The sequence below is a fragment of the Mesorhizobium sp. M0119 genome (assembly GCF_040322615.1).
Classification (GTDB): Bacteria; Pseudomonadota; Alphaproteobacteria; order Rhizobiales; family Rhizobiaceae; genus Mesorhizobium.
Map to the genome: position 1 here is coordinate 15,840 of NZ_JAMYTU010000020.1, position 17,401 is coordinate 33,240.

At 61.8% G+C, this 17,401-nt stretch carries 9 protein-coding genes; 3 read left to right on the forward strand and 6 right to left on the reverse strand.

Annotated features, from left to right (window positions below; translation table 11 throughout):
* Positions 1-3: 3 nt before the first annotated feature.
* From NKJ40_RS19205 to NKJ40_RS19220, 4 genes are read right to left on the reverse strand one after another with little or no spacing between them, the layout of a single operon-like run.
* Entirely contained in the window at positions 4-624 is a 621-nt protein-coding gene (locus NKJ40_RS19205; protein ID WP_352467369.1) for a SctK family type III secretion system sorting platform protein, read from the reverse strand.
* Entirely contained in the window at positions 621-1,460 is an 840-nt protein-coding gene (sctJ, locus tag NKJ40_RS19210; protein ID WP_352467371.1) for a type III secretion system inner membrane ring lipoprotein SctJ, read from the reverse strand. The genes NKJ40_RS19205 and sctJ overlap by 4 nt, the downstream gene beginning before the upstream one ends.
* Positions 1,461-1,470: 10 nt before the next feature.
* Positions 1,471-2,100, reverse strand: coding sequence for a hypothetical protein (locus NKJ40_RS19215; protein ID WP_352467372.1), 630 nt, complete (start codon positions 2,098-2,100; stop codon positions 1,471-1,473).
* Between the two features lie 17 nt (positions 2,101-2,117).
* Positions 2,118-2,690: a type III secretion protein gene (locus NKJ40_RS19220; RefSeq protein ID WP_352467373.1), complete on the reverse strand. Its 573-nt coding sequence runs from the start codon at positions 2,688-2,690 to the stop codon at positions 2,118-2,120.
* A gap of 186 nt (positions 2,691-2,876) precedes the next feature.
* Between NKJ40_RS19220 and NKJ40_RS19225 the strand changes: the two genes are divergently transcribed.
* Positions 2,877-3,719, forward strand: coding sequence for a L,D-transpeptidase (locus NKJ40_RS19225; protein ID WP_502903731.1), 843 nt, complete (start codon positions 2,877-2,879; stop codon positions 3,717-3,719).
* Positions 3,720-3,722: 3 nt separating this feature from the next.
* Complete coding sequence (locus NKJ40_RS19230) at positions 3,723-4,688, forward strand: LysR family transcriptional regulator (RefSeq protein ID WP_352467374.1); 966 nt, start codon at positions 3,723-3,725, stop codon at positions 4,686-4,688.
* Here the strand turns inward: NKJ40_RS19230 and NKJ40_RS19235 are convergent.
* Both NKJ40_RS19235 and NKJ40_RS19240 read right to left on the reverse strand, forming a co-directional pair.
* Positions 4,672-16,029, reverse strand: coding sequence for a LysM peptidoglycan-binding domain-containing protein (locus NKJ40_RS19235; protein WP_352467376.1), 11,358 nt, complete (start codon positions 16,027-16,029; stop codon positions 4,672-4,674). The two genes, NKJ40_RS19230 and NKJ40_RS19235, sit on opposite strands and share 17 nt — an antisense overlap.
* Positions 16,030-16,105: 76 nt before the next feature.
* The gene (locus NKJ40_RS19240) at positions 16,106-16,966 is read right to left on the reverse strand and encodes a MurR/RpiR family transcriptional regulator (RefSeq protein WP_352467377.1); all 861 of its coding nucleotides are present in this window, start codon (positions 16,964-16,966) and stop codon (positions 16,106-16,108) included.
* Positions 16,967-17,180: 214 nt separating this feature from the next.
* On the opposite strand from NKJ40_RS19240, the gene NKJ40_RS19245 reads away from it, so the two are divergent.
* Positions 17,181-17,363: a hypothetical protein gene (locus tag NKJ40_RS19245; RefSeq protein ID WP_126092905.1), complete on the forward strand. Its 183-nt coding sequence runs from the start codon at positions 17,181-17,183 to the stop codon at positions 17,361-17,363.
* Positions 17,364-17,401: the final 38 nt, after the last annotated feature.

The following is a 17,401-nucleotide window of genomic DNA, read 5'->3' on the forward strand; positions in this document are numbered from 1 at the left end:
CGTCTAGCTCATCGCTCGTCGAACAATCGCGGGGCCGGCCTCGGCAAATTGTTCGGCTGACGGCTGGTGGATGAGCTCTTGCGGCATCAGCTTGAGACGCACCCGCATGCTCGTATCGCTCGGCATGATCTGACACCAGGCGCCAAGGCAACTCAGGCCGTCGGCATAGACGCGACCGGAAATGTCTTCCAGCGGCCCCAATCGCTCAATCCGGCCGGCCAGATCGCGGTTGGCGACGGCGAAAGCGCACAGATCAGCCCCAAGCGCCGCCTGCAATGCGGCCGCTTCACGCCCAACAATGACTGCGGCCAGACTCCCAGCCCAGTAGATCGCGCCCGAGCGAAGTGCAAGTTCCTCCAACTCTTCGCCAGACGATAAGGCGATCGCTCGATCTACCTCGTCGGCCGGCTCTTCGACCACTCGAGAGAGCCTATGCCGGTCGAGCAGAAGCTTCGACAGTCGCTCCTGCAAGCGTTGCGAGCGCAGCATGCGCTCGCAGGCAGCCTCGCCGATCGCTCCGTCAAAGCACTCCGCGAGCCAAGCCGCATCCACATAAGATGCGGGTTTGGAGATGAATGCCTGCCATTCCGGGGTGGCAGTTTGCTCCGAGCCGCGCTGGGTCATGTTTTCTTCACCCGCATTGCGGGAGCATCGAGCGCGTACACGCTGGGCCGTCGATACCACTGCATGTAGGCCAACCGACCAGCCAGCGCGAATATGGCGGCCGCCATGCCATAAAACAGCGACATCGCGGCGGCGACGCTGTCGGGATGCAGCCACAGGCCGAGGAAGGTGGTGAAACCGGCCTCGCCGGTTTCCTGGTTGGGGGCTGTCGCTGCAACCGGAATGAGGGTGACCGAAACATTGTCGTAGGTCAGTCCGGCGATGCCCTTGGCCACCAGCATCTTGACCTGCGGGATGAGCTCGTTCATCGGAACGGATGCGCGATGCCGGATGAACACGGAGGCGGACGACGGTACCAGCTGCTGCCTCAGTGGATCGTTTTCGGGCAGGACGAGATGAACGCGAGCCGAAAGCACGCCGTCGATGTCCGAGATCGTCTGCGACAGCTCCTGGCTCAAGCCGTAGATCATCGTTGCCCGCTCTTCCACCGGCGAGGACACAAGCCCATCCCTCTTGAACACCTCGCCGAGCGTCTGGAATTCCTGTTTGGGCAAGCCGCTCTCGTCGAGAATGGCCATAGCTTCGGCGAAGCGGCCCTTCTGTACGGAAACCGTCATCTTGCCGTCCTTGCCTGCCTCGCGTTGGGCTGGAATCCCGTGACGCATGAGCGTGGCCACGATCTCGTTGGCCTGCCGTTGGTTGAGGTTGGAATACAACTCCACCGAACACGCCTGGAGCACAAGCATACCCATGACAACGAGCGCAACGCGACACCTGGCGCCGCATCGATTCAATCGCATTAAACGCCGCAGCGAGGTTGGCATGGGCGCGAACACTCCGCGGCGCTTACTGTTGCTTGATCAGCGTGCTGGTGGACGACGTGACAGCCGTCACGCTGCTCGTGACCACCTCGAGATTGGCGGCCGCCCACATCACCGAAATCGATCGTTCCAGGAGTTGCTCTGCATTCCTGGCTCGGGAGTCTTCGCCTTCCTTGCCGGATAGAGCCATCTTGTCGGCGCGATCCTGCGCGGCGGCCTTTTCAGCACTTTGGGGGGCGTTAGCCTGGCCAAGAGCCGTCTGTACCTGCTGCATGGTTCCTTCCAGCGACTTGACGGCAGAACCGAAAAGGGCCGATGGATCGGTGAACACCCCACCTGCAGCCTTCTCCGTCTCGGCCAAGTAGTCCAAGAGTTTGTGCTCGAGGATTGGCTCGGTCTTCTCCGGCTTGAAAGCCTGGCCGCCTATTGCCGGATTGGTGCCGGGCGGCTGCGCCACCTGCTGACCAGCCCGCGTGGCGACATCACTGCGCTCAGATGTATTGACCTTCGCGGCATCGTGCTTTTCTTGCTTGGCGCCCACCATTCGGTTGCCGGGCTGGGCTGCCGCGCCGACGGTGATTTGCTGTTGCGAACTTATGCTGGTGGTTAAGTTTGCAAGCGTAGCCTCTAGGGCTCCAATCGGCGCGATTTGCATGAATCTGCCCTCCTGTTCTAGTTCGGTTTGGTGGAGGGGACAATCTGCGCCTCCGCCTGCTTTCCGCGGAAAACGCGAACGGACACAGCTTTGCCAGTCTCCTGCTTGGCGCTCGGCGTGGCAGGCACCCCGAGGGTTTTCCTGACGAGCTCGATGTAGGATGGGGGACCCGATACCGAGATGACATCGTCTTGCTTGGAGACCTTTATTGGAAACCGCGGGTCACTGACGCCCAGCCGTGAAAGCCTGTCTTCCGCGCCAGCAGCCATGTTGGCATCAAGCGGGATCATTTCCGTCTGGACTTCCGCTTCGGTCGCGACGTTCATGACAATGCCGTCGAAATGCCAGATCAATCCATATCGATTGCATATCTCTTCGAGGAACTCGCGAGCTGTTCCAACCGGCATGCCGGCGCTCAGGCGCCCCTTTACCAGCTTGCTGACACGCATGGGCACCCGCATGTTGCGGCCGAGCTCAACCAGCGCGTCTGTCACCGACTGATCGATCGTGATGTATTTGTAAGAGCCAGGGGGCCAACGCGGTTCGGCAGCGGCCGCACGCTGCGAGCCAACGCCGAGCGCCAGGATCACGGCAAGGCCGCAGGCGACAAAGGCAGCCCTGCCTCCCGACAACCGATCCGCATGATAGATTCCGCGTGCCGTCACATTGGTCCTATCGCAAGCGACGCACGAGTGATGCCCCGCCTCGCTTGCTTCATAGTTTGTCCGCCGATGTCATTCTATCGCGGACGCTCGAAAAGGGGAAGTCCAATTGGATTGCGCATCAACGACCTGTGCCAAATGTTGCGAAGGAACCGCAAGACGATATGGTACGGCGTCGGAATCGGTTACCACCGGTTCGGGATCATTGGTTCAATGTGGAAGGGAGTGGTGTCGGTGACGGCAAACAACAGCCTGCTCGCGAAGTTGGACGTGCCCGCAGGCGTTCCTCGAGGCAAGAGGTTTGTGGCAACGCGTCTTGTCGAGGCATTGAGTGCATCGGTTCTGGTCGCCGTGGCGTCGATTGCCGCAATCGCGTCGGCGCAGGCCCAATCGAACGGCGGTTATGACCCTAGAAGTTGGACATACGATCGGGGAAGAAATGTACTGGTCTCGCCTAGTGCTTCCGGCCTGACGGCCGACGGAGAAATCGTGCCCGAGGAGTCGGTGATTCCCAGGCAGGTCGTGACATTCAGCGAGGCTCAGCCGAAGGGGTCGATCGTGATCAACACCAAGGAGCGGCGCCTCTATTACATGCTGGGGGGCGGCAAAGCGCTACGATACGCGGTGGGGGTCGGCAAGGAGGGGCTGGAGTGGTCGAGTCGCGACATGATTTCGAAAAAGAAGGACTGGCCAGATTGGCGGCCACCGGCCGAAATGCGATCCAGAGAAGCATCAAAAGGCCGGATCCTGCCTGCGCACGTGGCCGGAGGCCCGAACAACCCATTGGGCGCACGGGCACTGTATATCGGAAACACGCTTTATCGCGTCCACGGCACCAATCAGCCGTGGACTGTCGGACGAGCCAACTCCTCTGGTTGCATTCGCATGACCAATGAAGACGTCATTGACCTGTATGACCGCGTAAAGGTCGGCGCTCAGATTATCGTCCGGCATTGAATTGTGATCCCTTTCAACATCAAGCAGCTCGAAACCTTTCTCCTGGTGGCGACTTTCGGAAGCTTTCGAAAGGCTGCCGAACGCCTGAACACCACGCAGCCTGCGGTGTCCAACCGAATTGCCGGGCTGGAAGAAGCGCTAGGTGCCAAGCTGTTCGAGCGGCAGAGCGGCAATGTCAGGTTGACAGCCCAGGGACAACGGCTTCTGCCGGCTGCTCAACGGGTCCTGCGGGTAGCGGAACGGCTGCAACTGACGGCCAGCTCTCTTTCAGAGACGGCAGGGGTGCTTAGGCTCGGGGTTGCCGAAACGATCGTGCACACCTGGCTACCGGATTTCCTCAGGGAGCTGCAAGCAAACTATCCGCTTGTCGAAACCGATATCGTCGTCGACGCGACGACCACCCTTCGCAACGAACTCATGTCGCACCGACTCGATCTTGCGGTGCTGATGGGCCCAATTTTGGAACACAGCATCGAGAACATCGAGCTGCCGTCGTTTCCGCTCGTGTGGGTCTGCTCGCCGCACCTGAAACTGCCGCACCGGCGCAAGCTGACGCTGACTGATCTGATGCAATTTCCAATCATCAGCTATGCGCGCACCACCAGACCCTACAGCGAACTTTACCGCAAGCTGACCGGCGAACTGGAAGAGACGCCGCGTATCTTTCCCGCCAATTCGCTGGCCGCTTCCATCAAAATGACACTCAATGGTATCGGCATCGCCTCTCTCGCGGAAGAAGTCGTCCAGGATTATACCGCAAGCGGTAAACTGCGCATTGTCGACTGCGAATGGCATCCGTCCGATCTGCAGTTTACCGCCTCCTACTCCTCCGAACCGTCCAATGCGGCAGCTGAACGGGCGGCAAAGCTGGCCGCCAGTGTCGCAAACGCGTATGCCGCGAGAACCGGCAAGGCGCAGGAGCCAATGGACGATAGGCTTGGCCCGCGGTTTCTCAGCCGATCGAGGTGACCGGCAGATAGATGCGGTCGCCTGAGAAGATCAGGTCCGGGCTCAAAATATGATCCATGTTGAGCACCACCGTCTCCGCCACATCCGCAGAATGGGTCTTGGCGATCAGGCGAATGCTGTCGCCATCCTTGACCTTGACCCACTGATAGCCGTCTTTCTCCAGTGTTGGGTTCGTGCGACCCTCAGCATTGCTGCTGCCCTCGGCATGAGCCTCGACATAGTCGCCGGTAACCCAGCCGCTATGCATTTCGCCGTCCGGTCCGAAACCTTCCACAGGTATCCAGGTCTCCCCTGACGCATCTGTCGACGGCTTCGCGGTCTGTTCGACGAATGTGCCGGGTTGCAGAACCGTTTCAACCGTCGAATGCCCGTCAGGCTGGGTCCGCAAATTCAGTCCGTCATCGGCGACCACGACGAGCTGCGGGACATCCTCCTCCGGGATCTGCGGACCACCGGGAACGTCTGAAGGATCATCGGGTTGGTGGGACGAAGCATCGCCATCCGGTTTTTTCGGATCGGGTGGACGGGGCGTCTTCGCGCCCTCCCAAGGTTCCCCGAGCAAGGCGTCCAGCGAGAAGAGAAGCATTCCAACGCCGAACGTGATGCCCAGAGTCCACCGATCCCATGCAGCCCATCTTTTGTCCGACTTTTCCGCCCCCGCGATATCAGCATCGGTTCGCGGCACTGAACGGCGATTCATCCGGTCCGTCCTTATGGCCGACGCCCAGAATTCCGCGCAGCCGAAGGTGAACATGGCGCCGGCGACTGTGGCGATCGGCGCCGGCCAGGAGTGCACCGTATAGACGGCGCAGCCAAGCACATAGCCGGGTCCAGCCAGATATTCGGCCAGGTTTCGGATCACCGGTCTGCCGGTGAACGACTGCAGCATCGACTTCGTGCCATAGACGATGTTGCCGAGCGTAAACGTGCTGTTGACGACAAGATCTTTGCCCTGGATCATCCCGGTCGCGGCACCTGGTGCTGCGGCAATGAATGTGGCGCCGCCGAGCGCGTTGAGAAATCGCCCGAACGGCTTGTGACTTGCCGTTGCGTTGGGGAAGAGCGCCTGCGCGCCGAAGACGATGCCTCGCACGCCAAATGCCACCGATCCGGCGGTGGCGGTCCAGGTTGGCGGCAACGAACTCCATAACATGTAGGAGGTGGTCGACATGCCGCCAAAGGTGGCGAGCGCCTGAGCGTTTTCCCGCAGCCTGGCATGGCTGAGGGCCAGATCGACACTGGTGGCCTGATCCGGCGTCATCGCCATTTTGTGGGTCGCCCGATAGGTCGTCAGTTGCAGCACGGAGAGGGCGTTCGTCTGATCCCCGTTCATCCACTCGAATTGCTCAAGCGTGAACTTGCGGAACTGGCCGGGGCTCATTTCCTCCAACTGTTTTCGTGTCACCACTTCGATCTGCCGCTGGGTCAGGGCCTCGGTGTGGTGGATCGTGAAGGCGCCCCATTGATCGCGGGTCAGCAGCGGAATCTGCTTCTCGGTCAGCCACGGCACCTGGTTGGGATCGAACTTCGCCACGTCCACCGAATCTATGATGGTTGCGGGGATCGCCTGAACCTGGCGCTCGGTGAGATTCTTCAGCAATCCGGCCTCGCCCAGATCCTTGAATTGCTGTGAAGTGAACTTGGCGACCTGGCCGGGCTTGAACCACGGAATCTGGCGCGCTTCCAACTTCGACACGTCAACGAACTCGACCATGTCTCCTTTTATCGCTTGCAACTGTGGTTTCGTCAGGTGAGGCGTCAAACCGGCATTGCCGAGATCGCGGAACTGCTGGTCGGTCACATTCCGGATGTGGCCCTCGGTCAGCCAAGGAATCTGTTTCCCGTCGAAGCCCGCGATGTTGACCTGGCCTATCTTTGCCTTCGGGATAACGCGCAGCTGGCTCTTGGTCAGATAGGACAGCAAGCCGGCCTGATCCATGTCGCGGAATTGCTGTTTCGTCAGCTCGGCCACCTGCTCGCGCTTAAGCCAAGGAATCTGGTTCGGCTGGAAATCGCCCATGACGAGATCCGGAACCTGGTCGAGCGGGATCGCTCTGACGCCGGTTCGGGTGAGCGGTCCATTGTTCGGAGCGGGTTGGCCCTGGGTTGCTGGTGCGGGACGGCCAGTTTCAGCCGGGGGGTGGGAACCAGTGGACGCGTAGTAGTCGTATAGCTCATCCGCGTACCGGCCATAAAACTCCCCATACGTTCCGTCAGCAGTGCTCGGCTCCTTGTCACTGAATAGCGTCGCCATTTCCTCAACGGCTTGCGATCGACCAATCTCGCCGGCCTTGTATCGGGCGAATATATCGGCCTGGGCCGAATTCCACTCGGCGCCGAGGATAGCAGCCGGCTTGCCGCTGTTAACCGCAAGCTCGTCGGCAGCGGCATATTGAGCAAATGTCGCTTCACCCTCGACGTTCAAATAGGCAGAGATCACGGCATGCTTATACACCTGCCGGTCTGGAAAATTATTGGGATGAAGGTCGATTGGCGCGTCCCCCACGTGGGACAGCTCGTGGCCGAGCAGGTCGACGAATTCGGCAAGTACGGTGTCGCTGTCCGCATCGGCTGCACGGAATGTCTCGGCATCGACAAAGACTACTCCCACGTCGCTGACGTATTGTGATCCAGTCGCCGTCAGATCGTCGCCGGAGCTGGCGTCGAAAATCCGGAGGTCGTGCCGCGCCGGGTTGACGATGCGTACGCCTTGCGCGTGAGCGCCGCGCAAGAGATCCATCAGCGTCGGCGAGCGGCTGAGCTGATCTATAAGATTGGCCTTGGCGACTTCCGGCATGCCGAGGTTCTGATGGAGCATGTTGTCGAGCAGGCTCGCCGCCTCCTGGCGGTTGGCCGCGATTTCGGCCTGCGTCAGCGGCTTGGCGAATGACGGGCCCGATGACCCATCTGCTGCAAACCCCTGCCCTTTCGGCGCTGGCCTGGGCGCCGGACTGCGGGGAGCGATCGGGCCCTCGCCAGCTGGCGGCAAGCCGTTTGCCGGCGGCGAATTATGGCGGACCTCCCGCTCAAGCAACTGGTTGAGGTAATGGGCCTGCGTGGGCGTCAGTTCGCTGCGAGCCTGCTGATCCAGTTGTTGCCGCAACGCTTTCCACGCTGGCTTGCTCATCCCGTCTGGGCGTCCGTCGACGGTCGCGAGTTGGTCCGGATATGGCGCACCACCCAATTCCGGGAACACATCGGACACGCGCTGGCCAGCGAATCTGAGCTGGGGATTGGGAGAAGCTGCGATCTCTCCAAGATAACCAGCGAGATGCTGCAGGACGCCCGGCGTCAGTCGCCCATCCGACGTTTCCAGCGCCGAGAAAACCTTTTGCGCGCCTTCAAAGAATCCCGGGTGCGCGCGGGCGGTACGGGCATGCGGCACCAGAACCTTCCTCACCGAGCCGAGTTCTGCTGTCGTTACCGGCCATTGCCCAAGGTTTACCGCGAAACCGACGCCGTGGTCTTTGCGGTCCAGGCGGTTGAGTGGCCCGGCGCCCGCCTCGCGCGGAACGCCCTCGAAGGCAGGGCTAGCGCGCCAGGGTTCCTTGCCGCCTCCGAAGGGGGAAATGATATCGTAGTTCCGGTAGAGGACCCGATCCTCGAAACCGGGCACCTTGCCTTCGGCACTGTAGTGGCTGGCACCACCTCTCGCAGCTTCTTCCCAGAAGGAGGCTGCCCTTTGGCTGAGCGGGCCAGGTTCCCTAAGCGTATACCCCGACCGGCCGCCTTCGCCACCGAGATAGAGCAGCGTGCGTTTGACGTAGGCCCCACTCACAGAGAAGCCAGCGATGGATATGGAAGCGCCAACGGCGTTTTCGCTCTGGAACGTGTTCTTCGACATCATCGGGGCCGATGCGACCCACTGGGCAGATGGAGCCGCAGCCTCGTCATAAGCGAAATTCGGCCGGTATCCATTGACGAAAAGTTTCTGGCCCTTCGCGTCGTCGGGATGGACCGGGAGCAGAAAGCCCGTGCCGTCCGGGCCGTTGTTCTTCAGGCTGAGTTCCCCATAGACCTGCCGGCTGGGCAGCGGCACCTTAATGCCGAGCATCGATCCGCCGAGGCCGACCGTGCGGCCCGCAAAATCGTTCAGCATCGACCCACCCAAGACATTGGCTTCGTGTTCCTGCAGGAACCAGGAAACGGTCGCGCGGTCGGAGCGCCAGACCCCTTGCGCATCCGTGAAGAACGTCGGGGCGCGCCACGAACTCGCCTTGTCGGCATCCAGCAACCGCGCCAGCAGGACAGGCACGTCGCTGTTGATTTCGGTCCCGGCCTTGGGCTTGCTTCCAGGCAGCGCGTTCTCCAAGGCGTGCGCGAGCGACCGGACTGCGGGGTCCGCGGATTTCTGCTGGTTGGCGGCGTAACCGCGCATCTCTCGCCAAAGATACGGTGTCCAGGTCTCGTGGCCGGACAGAACCTTCTCATTGTAGCGGCCTTCCGGCGAAAGCTTGCCGGCGGGGTTGAACGAAGACTCCGGCTGAAGCTTCGGACCGTAGACCCACGTGCTGCCACCGTCGGCCTTCAGGACTTGCATGAGCGCATCCTGCTGTGCGGCGGTCACGGCCTTGCCGGGCTTGGTGGCGCGCCCCTTGAAAAACGGCGAGGCGGCATTTGCCACGGCGGCAAGGTTCGGATCGGTGGAGCCTGACGCAGCCTTGAGGTAGTCGCCGATGATGCCACGGCCGGCATCGGTCCAGCCGGCTTCTCCTGGCAGCGCCCCGGCGGTAAGGAACTGCTCGCCGCGGGGCAGCCTGCCATCGGACGACAGGCCGAGTTGGTCGATCACTTCTCCCGGCGACAGATGCGGCAGCTTGCCCTGAGCGCTGAACACCTGGAGGGTCGTCAAGCCGTTCATCGAAAGCTGGCCGACCGGCTTGGAGCCGGTGAACGGGCTGTTCCGGTCGGCGTTAAGCATTTCGACAAGCGCATTATGCTGAGCCTGCGTCATTTCCGTGCCGGACTGAGGCAGGCCCCTGCCCCCGAGTTGCACTCTGGTCATGGTCACCGCATCGCGGACGACGGGATCGGTGGAACGTTCGAGGGAATGGAGGTAGTCGCCGACGAGTTCCACCTGCTCGGGCGCCCACGTCGGCGCGGGCGTCGCCGCATCGTCGGGAAGCGCCGGCAAGGTCGCGGCCAGGGTTTCGCCGAGGGCCGAGCGATGGCTAACTTCCGGATTGTCGGCAGGATCGAACGTATGGACTTCCCGTGCCGGGGTGTTGACCCTGAGCTGGCCATTGGGCGTGGTTATCGATCCGCGCTTGGCGCGTTCGACCGTCGGGCCGGAACCCAGGTAGCCGGCCTCTGTGGCGTGCTCGCCCGGCAGGACGATGTCGCGGGTCATGCTCGCCTGCGGGCCGGCCACGATGACCTTGGCCGGCAGGTATTCGCCGCCGGCCTCGACATAGATGTCTTGTCCGGCGGTGACGCCGTCCTGCGGAACCGGTCTGTGATAGATGCTGTCGACCAGTTCGCCAAGCTTCGGATAGTCATAGCGGGGTTCGGTGTTCAGGTAACGCGTGCCGATGCGCCTGAGGCCGGCTCTGACGGCATTGAACGTCTGGCCGAAGCTGTACGGGTTTGACGAGAAATGATTGATGATCGGCGTGCCGTCGGGCCGAGCCGGGCTGGGCTGCCCGGTGTCCGTCACGGCCGGTTGCTCCGTGCGGGCGTTCGGATCGGCTGTCCAGCGGCCGTCGGCGCCAAGATAAAGCACCGGCAAGGAAGGATCGAGCTCGACAGGAGCCGGCACCGGTTCCGGCGTGGCCGTGATCGCCTTGGGTTCGGGTATCGCGACAACCCTCTGCCCTTCCGGCAGGTTGAAATTGACGAGCATCTCGCCGGTATGGCGGTTGCCGAGAGTGTAGCGCATCAACGGGGGGGTGCCTGCCGCCCCAGCTTCCGGCAGCTTCGCTCCGGAAGGCCCCTGCCGCTCGCTGGTTTCGCGGCTCGAACCGTCGCGTGTTTCCGTTTCGGACTGGAGTAGGAGCTCGTCCGGGGTGGCCAGCACACCCGGGTCGGAAGGGCGTGTGCCGTCGAGATAACCCGTCTGCTGCGGATCCTTGCCGCTGGTGTAGGTGTATTCGCCGGCGTCCGGCTTCGGCATACCGGTAAATGACTTTGTTGTCGGGTCCCAGACCAACCGCACACCGCCGCCGCGGACCGGCGGAACCACGATCGGATCGCCATCGGCGGGCTGGCGCACATTCTGCTCACGCACTTCCTGGGCGCCTCGGTCGCTGGCATTTTCGGGATCGCCGCGCTCGCCCGGGGCGCTCGGCCCTTCATCGTGGACGTTGACGACCGTCCCCTCGACGACCGGGTGGCTGGGATCGTGGAAGACCAGCTTGTCGGTCGGGCGATAGACGCCGTCGGGGCCCTGCTCATGCACGACCATCGGCCGCGACGGCTGGCCGTCGCCTGATGGATCACCCCTGCCGCCCGTGGGTGGCGGCGGGTTCGGACCCTCGGACTCGCCGGCCGGCAGCGCGCGCTGACCGGTTGGACGGTTAGCTCCTCCCGTGTTGTCAAAACCGTTCCGGGCGCCGAAATCATGCCCCTGCTGGCCGGACGTTTCGCCGATCACATCGCCATCGATGATGATCTCATCCGGGTCCGGCATGACCTGTTCGCCGGTGGGCCTATAGACACCGTCGGGACCGACTTCGTAGACGGCCCGTGGTTGTGGCCCCGAATCCGGTCCGCCAGGAAAACTGGCCGACGTGTGAGTTCCGCTCCGAGTACCGCCCGCTCCAGGCATGTTGTACAACAGCGAGCGGCCGCCCAAGCCTGTGCCGACAGTGCCGACGCCTATCCCCATGACTGCGTTCGCGAGCTCGAGCAGGGACATCTCGCCGCCATGCGCCGCCAGATCTTCCACCGATTTGCCGAGCACCGGAACACCGGTAACCACGGCGGCGGCATCGAGCCCCCATGCAGCGGTGGTCAGCTTGTTGCCGCTTTGCATAAACGCCGAGACGTCATCAGCATAAGAGGCCTGCTTTACGTTCACCTGGAATCTGCCGATGCCCCAGCTGGCATCCTTCATGCGGGTCATCCCGAACCCACCCGCGAAAGCCTCGGACCCGGACAAGCCTGACCTGGCCAAGCCGAACGTGCGCAGGGCGCCGGCGCCTACGGGCAGGAATGCGGTTACGCCGGTCGCGATATTCCAAGCCGACTGACTGTCGAAGTCGCCGCCCTGAAGGAGGTGCTCACCTTCCCTGTACAAGGCCTTACCGCCCAGAGCCGCACCGGAGGTGATCGCGATTGGAATGGCCCATTGACCGCCTGGAACAAACGAGACAATGGTGGCGGCGCCCGCCACGATGCCCAGGCCTATGTCGGTGGCCTTGTCCCAGAAATCCACTTTGCGTGCGTCGGCCACTTCCAGTTCGTCGAGCGAAAAACCATCCTCGCCGAGCGACATGTCGCCGCCCTTGGCCATGACCAGATTGCCCTTCTCGCCGAAGATGCGATTCTCGTGCTGGAATTCATCGAAGGTGCTGTAATATTTACCAGAACTGTCGACATAGCCGGCTTCGTTTCCATCGCCCTTGATCGCGAACAAGGCCGTCGATGATTCCATCCCGCCATCGAGGGAGAAGATCGGCACGATCTTGACTTCGGCGTTGTCGCCGGCGCGGTCGGTGATTTCGTCGACGACCTTTTCGACTCCCTCGCTCGATGGATCGAGGCCGAGGGTCTGAGCAACGGTACCGCTGAGTTCGCCGGACGTATATGTCTTGTATTCACCGGTGAAACCGGCTTTGTAGAGGTTCTCGAACTGCACCTGATATCCAGCGAGCGCCTGGTCCCGGTGTTCTTCAAAATACTCGTTTTTGAGTCTCGCCTCGTGCTCCTCCAAACCATATTCGAGCAGCTTGGGGTGGCTCGCGGAAAAAGCGTACCAGTCGCGCCCTGCCACCATCGCCGGCCGCACGTTTTCTTCCCAGTCCTCCAATTGGTTCTTTTCGGTCTCCGCCTGGCCTCGATCGATTTCCGCGGCCGCGACTTCGGGGTGCACCCATAGCATCTGGCCGTCCATCTCGATCTGGACCCACTTGCCGCTGTCGCCGATCGCGCCTGGCCCCTGCTCTTCGTAGGCCGCGGCAACCTCCGGCGCGACCCATAGGTCGCGGCCGTTCACCGTGATCTTCACCGCCGTCTCGCCCGGCTTGAGCGTGCCGGCGGGCGCCTCTACGGTTCCCGGCCCGTAGTCGGTGATCGCCTGGTCGCGTGCCGTCGTCGCGTTGACAAGTTTCGTCTTCGCGTCCCTCAGCCCGGCATCCAGCTGATCGACCTGCACGCCTATAATATTCGACTTGGCCACCTCCAGCGCCGAGTGCGATCCGTTCCCATATGGCGTGCAGACCCGCGCTGATACATCCTGCGTCGACGCCAGCATCTCCTGCCACTGCTTGTTGAGTGGATCGTTGCGGAAGTCTTCCCTGATATTCTCGTCGTCGAGAGCGTATGTCAGGGCAGATTTATGCACATTGGTGTCATCACCGTTCTCGTCTGTGAAAGTGTCGTTCTCATAGACGGTAACGACATAGAGCTGACCGTTCTCCTCGACTATGTCCTGCGATAATATCTTGCCGGTAAACTCACCGCGTCCATTGGTATACCCTTCCCAATCGAAATGGTGTGGGTTTCTTTCCCGCGCCTGCGCAAGCAGTTGCTGCTTGAGAGGCTCCATGATTACGGCAAGATCCGCCGCCTCTTTCTGCGCAACCCCATACTCCTGATAGGCTTCGGCCAGCGTTACCTGGTTGGTCGCCGCCTTCTGCAACTCTTTCAGGCTGTCGCGTCGCCCTTCGATCTCCGTATATTCAGGACTCCCGGGTTTGGCATCGGTAAGCTTCAGCTCCAACTCGGTCGAGCTGAGCATTTGGTCGATCGTGGCTTTGTTGCCATTGGCGGTGTGGAGCGACACGTTCGTAAAGAGCTCGGCGACCTCCGCGTGCGCGGCCTTTCCTTGTTGGTTGGTTTCCTCGGCGCTGGGACCATCCGTGCTGCGGACAGCTGTCTGGTTGGGATCGCTGAGCGTCGGCAGGTCTATCTGTTTGTCGATCGCGTCGAGAAGTGACTTCTGGCCCTGCTCGTATTCGGCCCGGGCAGTGCTGGCGCTTTCAAGCGCGTTGTTGGCGAGGGTCAACCGATTTTGCGCATCTGCCAGCGTACCCTTCGGCTCGGGGGCCTTCCACTCCAGCCCATAAGGCGCCAAGACCTCGTCGAGCGTCGACTCGGCACCCTCCATGGCGTTCTTGTATTCAGGGTCCAGCGCATAGACGTCGAGTTGTGCCGCGCTCTGCTCGAGCTTTGCCTCTGCCTCGCCGAGGTTCGCAATCGCAACGTTCTCGGCTGCGATCGCCTTGGCTACCTCCGGGTCGAACCATTGCCAGCTCCCATCGACCAGCAGCGGCACCCACTTCCCGCCTGAAGGAGCCGTCGGTGATGGTGGGTTCCCGTACGGACCGACCGACGTGGCGCTGCCGTCGAGACTTTGCGTCGCGGGAGTACCTCCGCCGTAGTTCTCGATCGCATCCTTTACTGCTTGCTGCTTGTCTATGACTTCTTGAGCAAGCTCGGGACTTGCTCCGCCGAATATGCCGTCCAGCGCCGTCTTGACTATCGTGTCTTCCTTGGCCTGTTCCGGGTCATTGCTGTTCGGGTTGATGTCCAGCAACAGCTTGGCCAACGCCTCCTGCGCGGTGCCGGCCGCGATGTCCGTGACGGCGCCAGTCGTATCGTTGGTCAGCGTGATCTTGCCGTCTGACGACGTAGTCAGCGTATAGCCGTTGAAGGTGACTTCCACGGTCGTGCGGGTACCGTTTTCGATAGTAACCTTTTCCCCCGGATGGATGATGTCTGGGTCACGAGGCGAATTGAACAGCTCCGGGTTCGTTCTCCTCAGATCGTCCAGCGACACGCCATATTGCTGCGCAATCAGGGTCAGGTTGTCGCCAGGCTTGACCTCGTACTCGACGGGCTCGCCGCCATTGATCTTCTCGGTGGTCGTTGTCGTTACCCGACCGTCCTTGTCGGTGACGATCTTGATTTCAGTTCCGGCCTTCGGATCGACGATTGTAGTTGTGGTCTCGCCTGTCTCGAGATTGCGGACACTGTTGCGCGTCCCGCCGTTCCCGTCCTCCGACACCGTCGTTTCCTTGCCGTCGGACGTCGTCACGACGGTTCGCTCGTCATGCTGGTAGTCGTGATAGTAGACGGTCTTGTCGCCGGTGTGCGGATCGACGACTTCAACCGACTGCACGTCACCATTGTCGCTCGTCGGTTCGCGCGCCGTGACCTGATAGCCGGCGGCCTGCAATTCGGCAATCACCTGCTCGTTGGTCAGACCCCTTTCACGCGCGATTTGCTCTATGCTCTTGCCGTCGGCGAGATCATCCTTGATGCCCTGGGTGGTTGCCCCGCCCGGATCCTGCGATGCAGCGAGGACGGTCTTGTGACCATCTGGCCCGTTGACGGTGGTGACCGGCAAGGCCGGCCCGTACCCAGGTGTAACGGTTTCCACTGAAGCGCCGTTCGGCAAGGTGGTCCGCTCGGAGACGGTTCCGGTGCCCAGATCGTCTTCATAGCGCGTCGTGATCGCACCGGTATCGGGATTATAGCTGCTAGTTTCCTTGCGCCCGAGCCCATCCCGGATCGGCGTGGTGGTTGCCGTGCCGTTGGGTTGTTCCACGCTCGTGTAGTAGCTGTCGTGCTGGTAGTCGTAATATTGGCTGACGGTGCGGCCGCTGGCATCCGTGATCGTCGTCGTCTGCACGTCGCCATTGTTGCTTGTCGGGTCGGTGGTCGACACGCTCATCCCGCCGGACCTGAGCGCGGCGATAACCTGTTCGCGCGTCATGCCCCGGGCAGATGCAATCTGGTCGATGCTTTTGCCGCCAGTGACGTCGCTGACGATGTTGCGCGCAGTCGTCGCTTCCGCGGCGTTGTCTCCGGGCGTGCTGCTGTCCAGTTTCACCGGTGTCGCGGCCAGTGCCGCGAGATCGGTCTGCGTGTAAAGAGCCGGCGTCACCGTCCTGCCATTGCCGGATGTGCCGTTGCTGGCGTTGACGACGTTGACACTCGGCGCCGCCGAAGCCGCAACCGGCGGCGGCTGAAGCGAATCCAGTTGCGTGTTAACACGGGCCAGTTCCTGGCGGGCCTGTGCTGCCCAATCACGCTCGCCCATCCTGTTGGCAAGCCTGATCTGCTCCCGCAATTTGGCAGCCTGCGCCTCCAGCCGCGCTGTCTGCGCGGCATTTGCCTTGGCATTGACCTTTTGCGGCTGGACCGGCGGCTTGGTGGGCGTTATCGGGCGAACCATCAGGACGACCTCCGGAAATCAACGTTGCCGGCAGCCTGGCTGCCGTCACGCCCGCCCGATCGCAGCCTTTCGGATGTTATCGAGGGGGCTTCCAATAAATGCCGAAAGCAGCGAGCTGCTCTTCCGACTGTTTTACCCGTTCTGCTGCGTTCGTTTCAGACTGCGCTGCCGCCAGTGCTGCCAGAATCTCGACGGCGGCGAACGCCGGCGCCATGCTTCGGAAGAAGGACTGCGAATTTGACGTAACGATAATCGTTTCCCGCGCGATCTGTGTCAGCGGCGACACGCTGCTGTCAGTGATCGCCACCACGCTGATGCCCTGCCGAGCGGACTGTCGCGCAATGTCGATCGTTGTGCGCCCGTAGGGCGACATTCCCACCGCAAGAAGTACCGCGCCGCGTCCCGCGTGCTGGAGGCCATCCAGGCCCGGTCCGGCCATCTCGCCGACAAGCGTCACCTTGCAATCGGTGCCAGCCAGTAGCGACATGACTTGAACGAAGTGGCTTGCGACCGGATAGGCGCCGCGCGAGCCGACCGCGAACACATCGCGCGACCGGGCGAGCAGACCGGCTGCCGCGATGAGCTGCATGGCGCTGCCGTACTCGCCAAGACTTGAGATCTGGGCGGCGAGCGTGTCGGCAACGACGCCGGCAGTCGAATATCCCGGATCGCCATGCTGTCCGATATTCTGTCGCGCCGGCTCGCGCGCGATGGTCTCGCGCAGCGCGCGCGCATAAAGGCTGCGCATGTCTTCGTAGCCTTCAAGGCCAATCCATCGCGCCAGCCGCATCATCGTGCTGTGCGAAACGCCGGCTTGGTGCGCCTGCTCGCGCATCGACATCAGTGCGACATCTTTGGGATGATCCAGCACGAAACGTGCGGCGACCCGCAACTGCGGCGGCATAGTCTCGAATCGTTCGACCAAAAGCTCGGCCAAAGGACCTTTTTCCATTCTGAAATACCCCATTCACCCACCTGCCAAGGTACTCCTTGAACGCGGAAGACGCAACAGTTGGAACCGAAGTGTCTCAAATATTCCAACTGGACTTTCATTTTCGGCCATGCTGCCTTAAGCTGCCTTCGCAACCCTCCGGACAGCAGCGATGTGAGTCCGGAGTTTGCAAATTGGATAGTCCCTCAAGGAGACAATGATGGCTGCTACCCCTCCCATTACCTCCGGCTCTGCAGGGTCGCCGGAACAGAACCTGGACAAGATGATCAAGCACCAGGAGCGCATGTTTGGCCTGGAGATCACGAAAGAGATCGCGAAATCCCAGCATGACATGCTGATGAGCACCGCCAGGACACTCGGCCAGTCGGCTGAAAAGGCCTAAGGCGGCGGATTCTCGAATCATGCGCCGCCGCAAGCACC

What these genes read in the sequence shown, in the direction of transcription:
- NKJ40_RS19215 (WP_352467372.1), bottom strand. Translation starts at nt 2,100, where the DNA reads ATGCAAATCGCGCCGATTGGAGCCCTAGAGGCTACGCTTGCAAACTTA.
- NKJ40_RS19205 (WP_352467369.1), bottom strand. Translation starts at nt 624, where the DNA reads ATGACCCAGCGCGGCTCGGAGCAAACTGCCACCCCGGAATGGCAGGCA.
- NKJ40_RS19235 (WP_352467376.1), bottom strand. Translation starts at nt 16,029, where the DNA reads ATGGTTCGCCCGATAACGCCCACCAAGCCGCCGGTCCAGCCGCAAAAG.
- NKJ40_RS19245 (WP_126092905.1), top strand. Translation starts at nt 17,181, where the DNA reads ATGGCTGCTACCCCTCCCATTACCTCCGGCTCTGCAGGGTCGCCGGAA.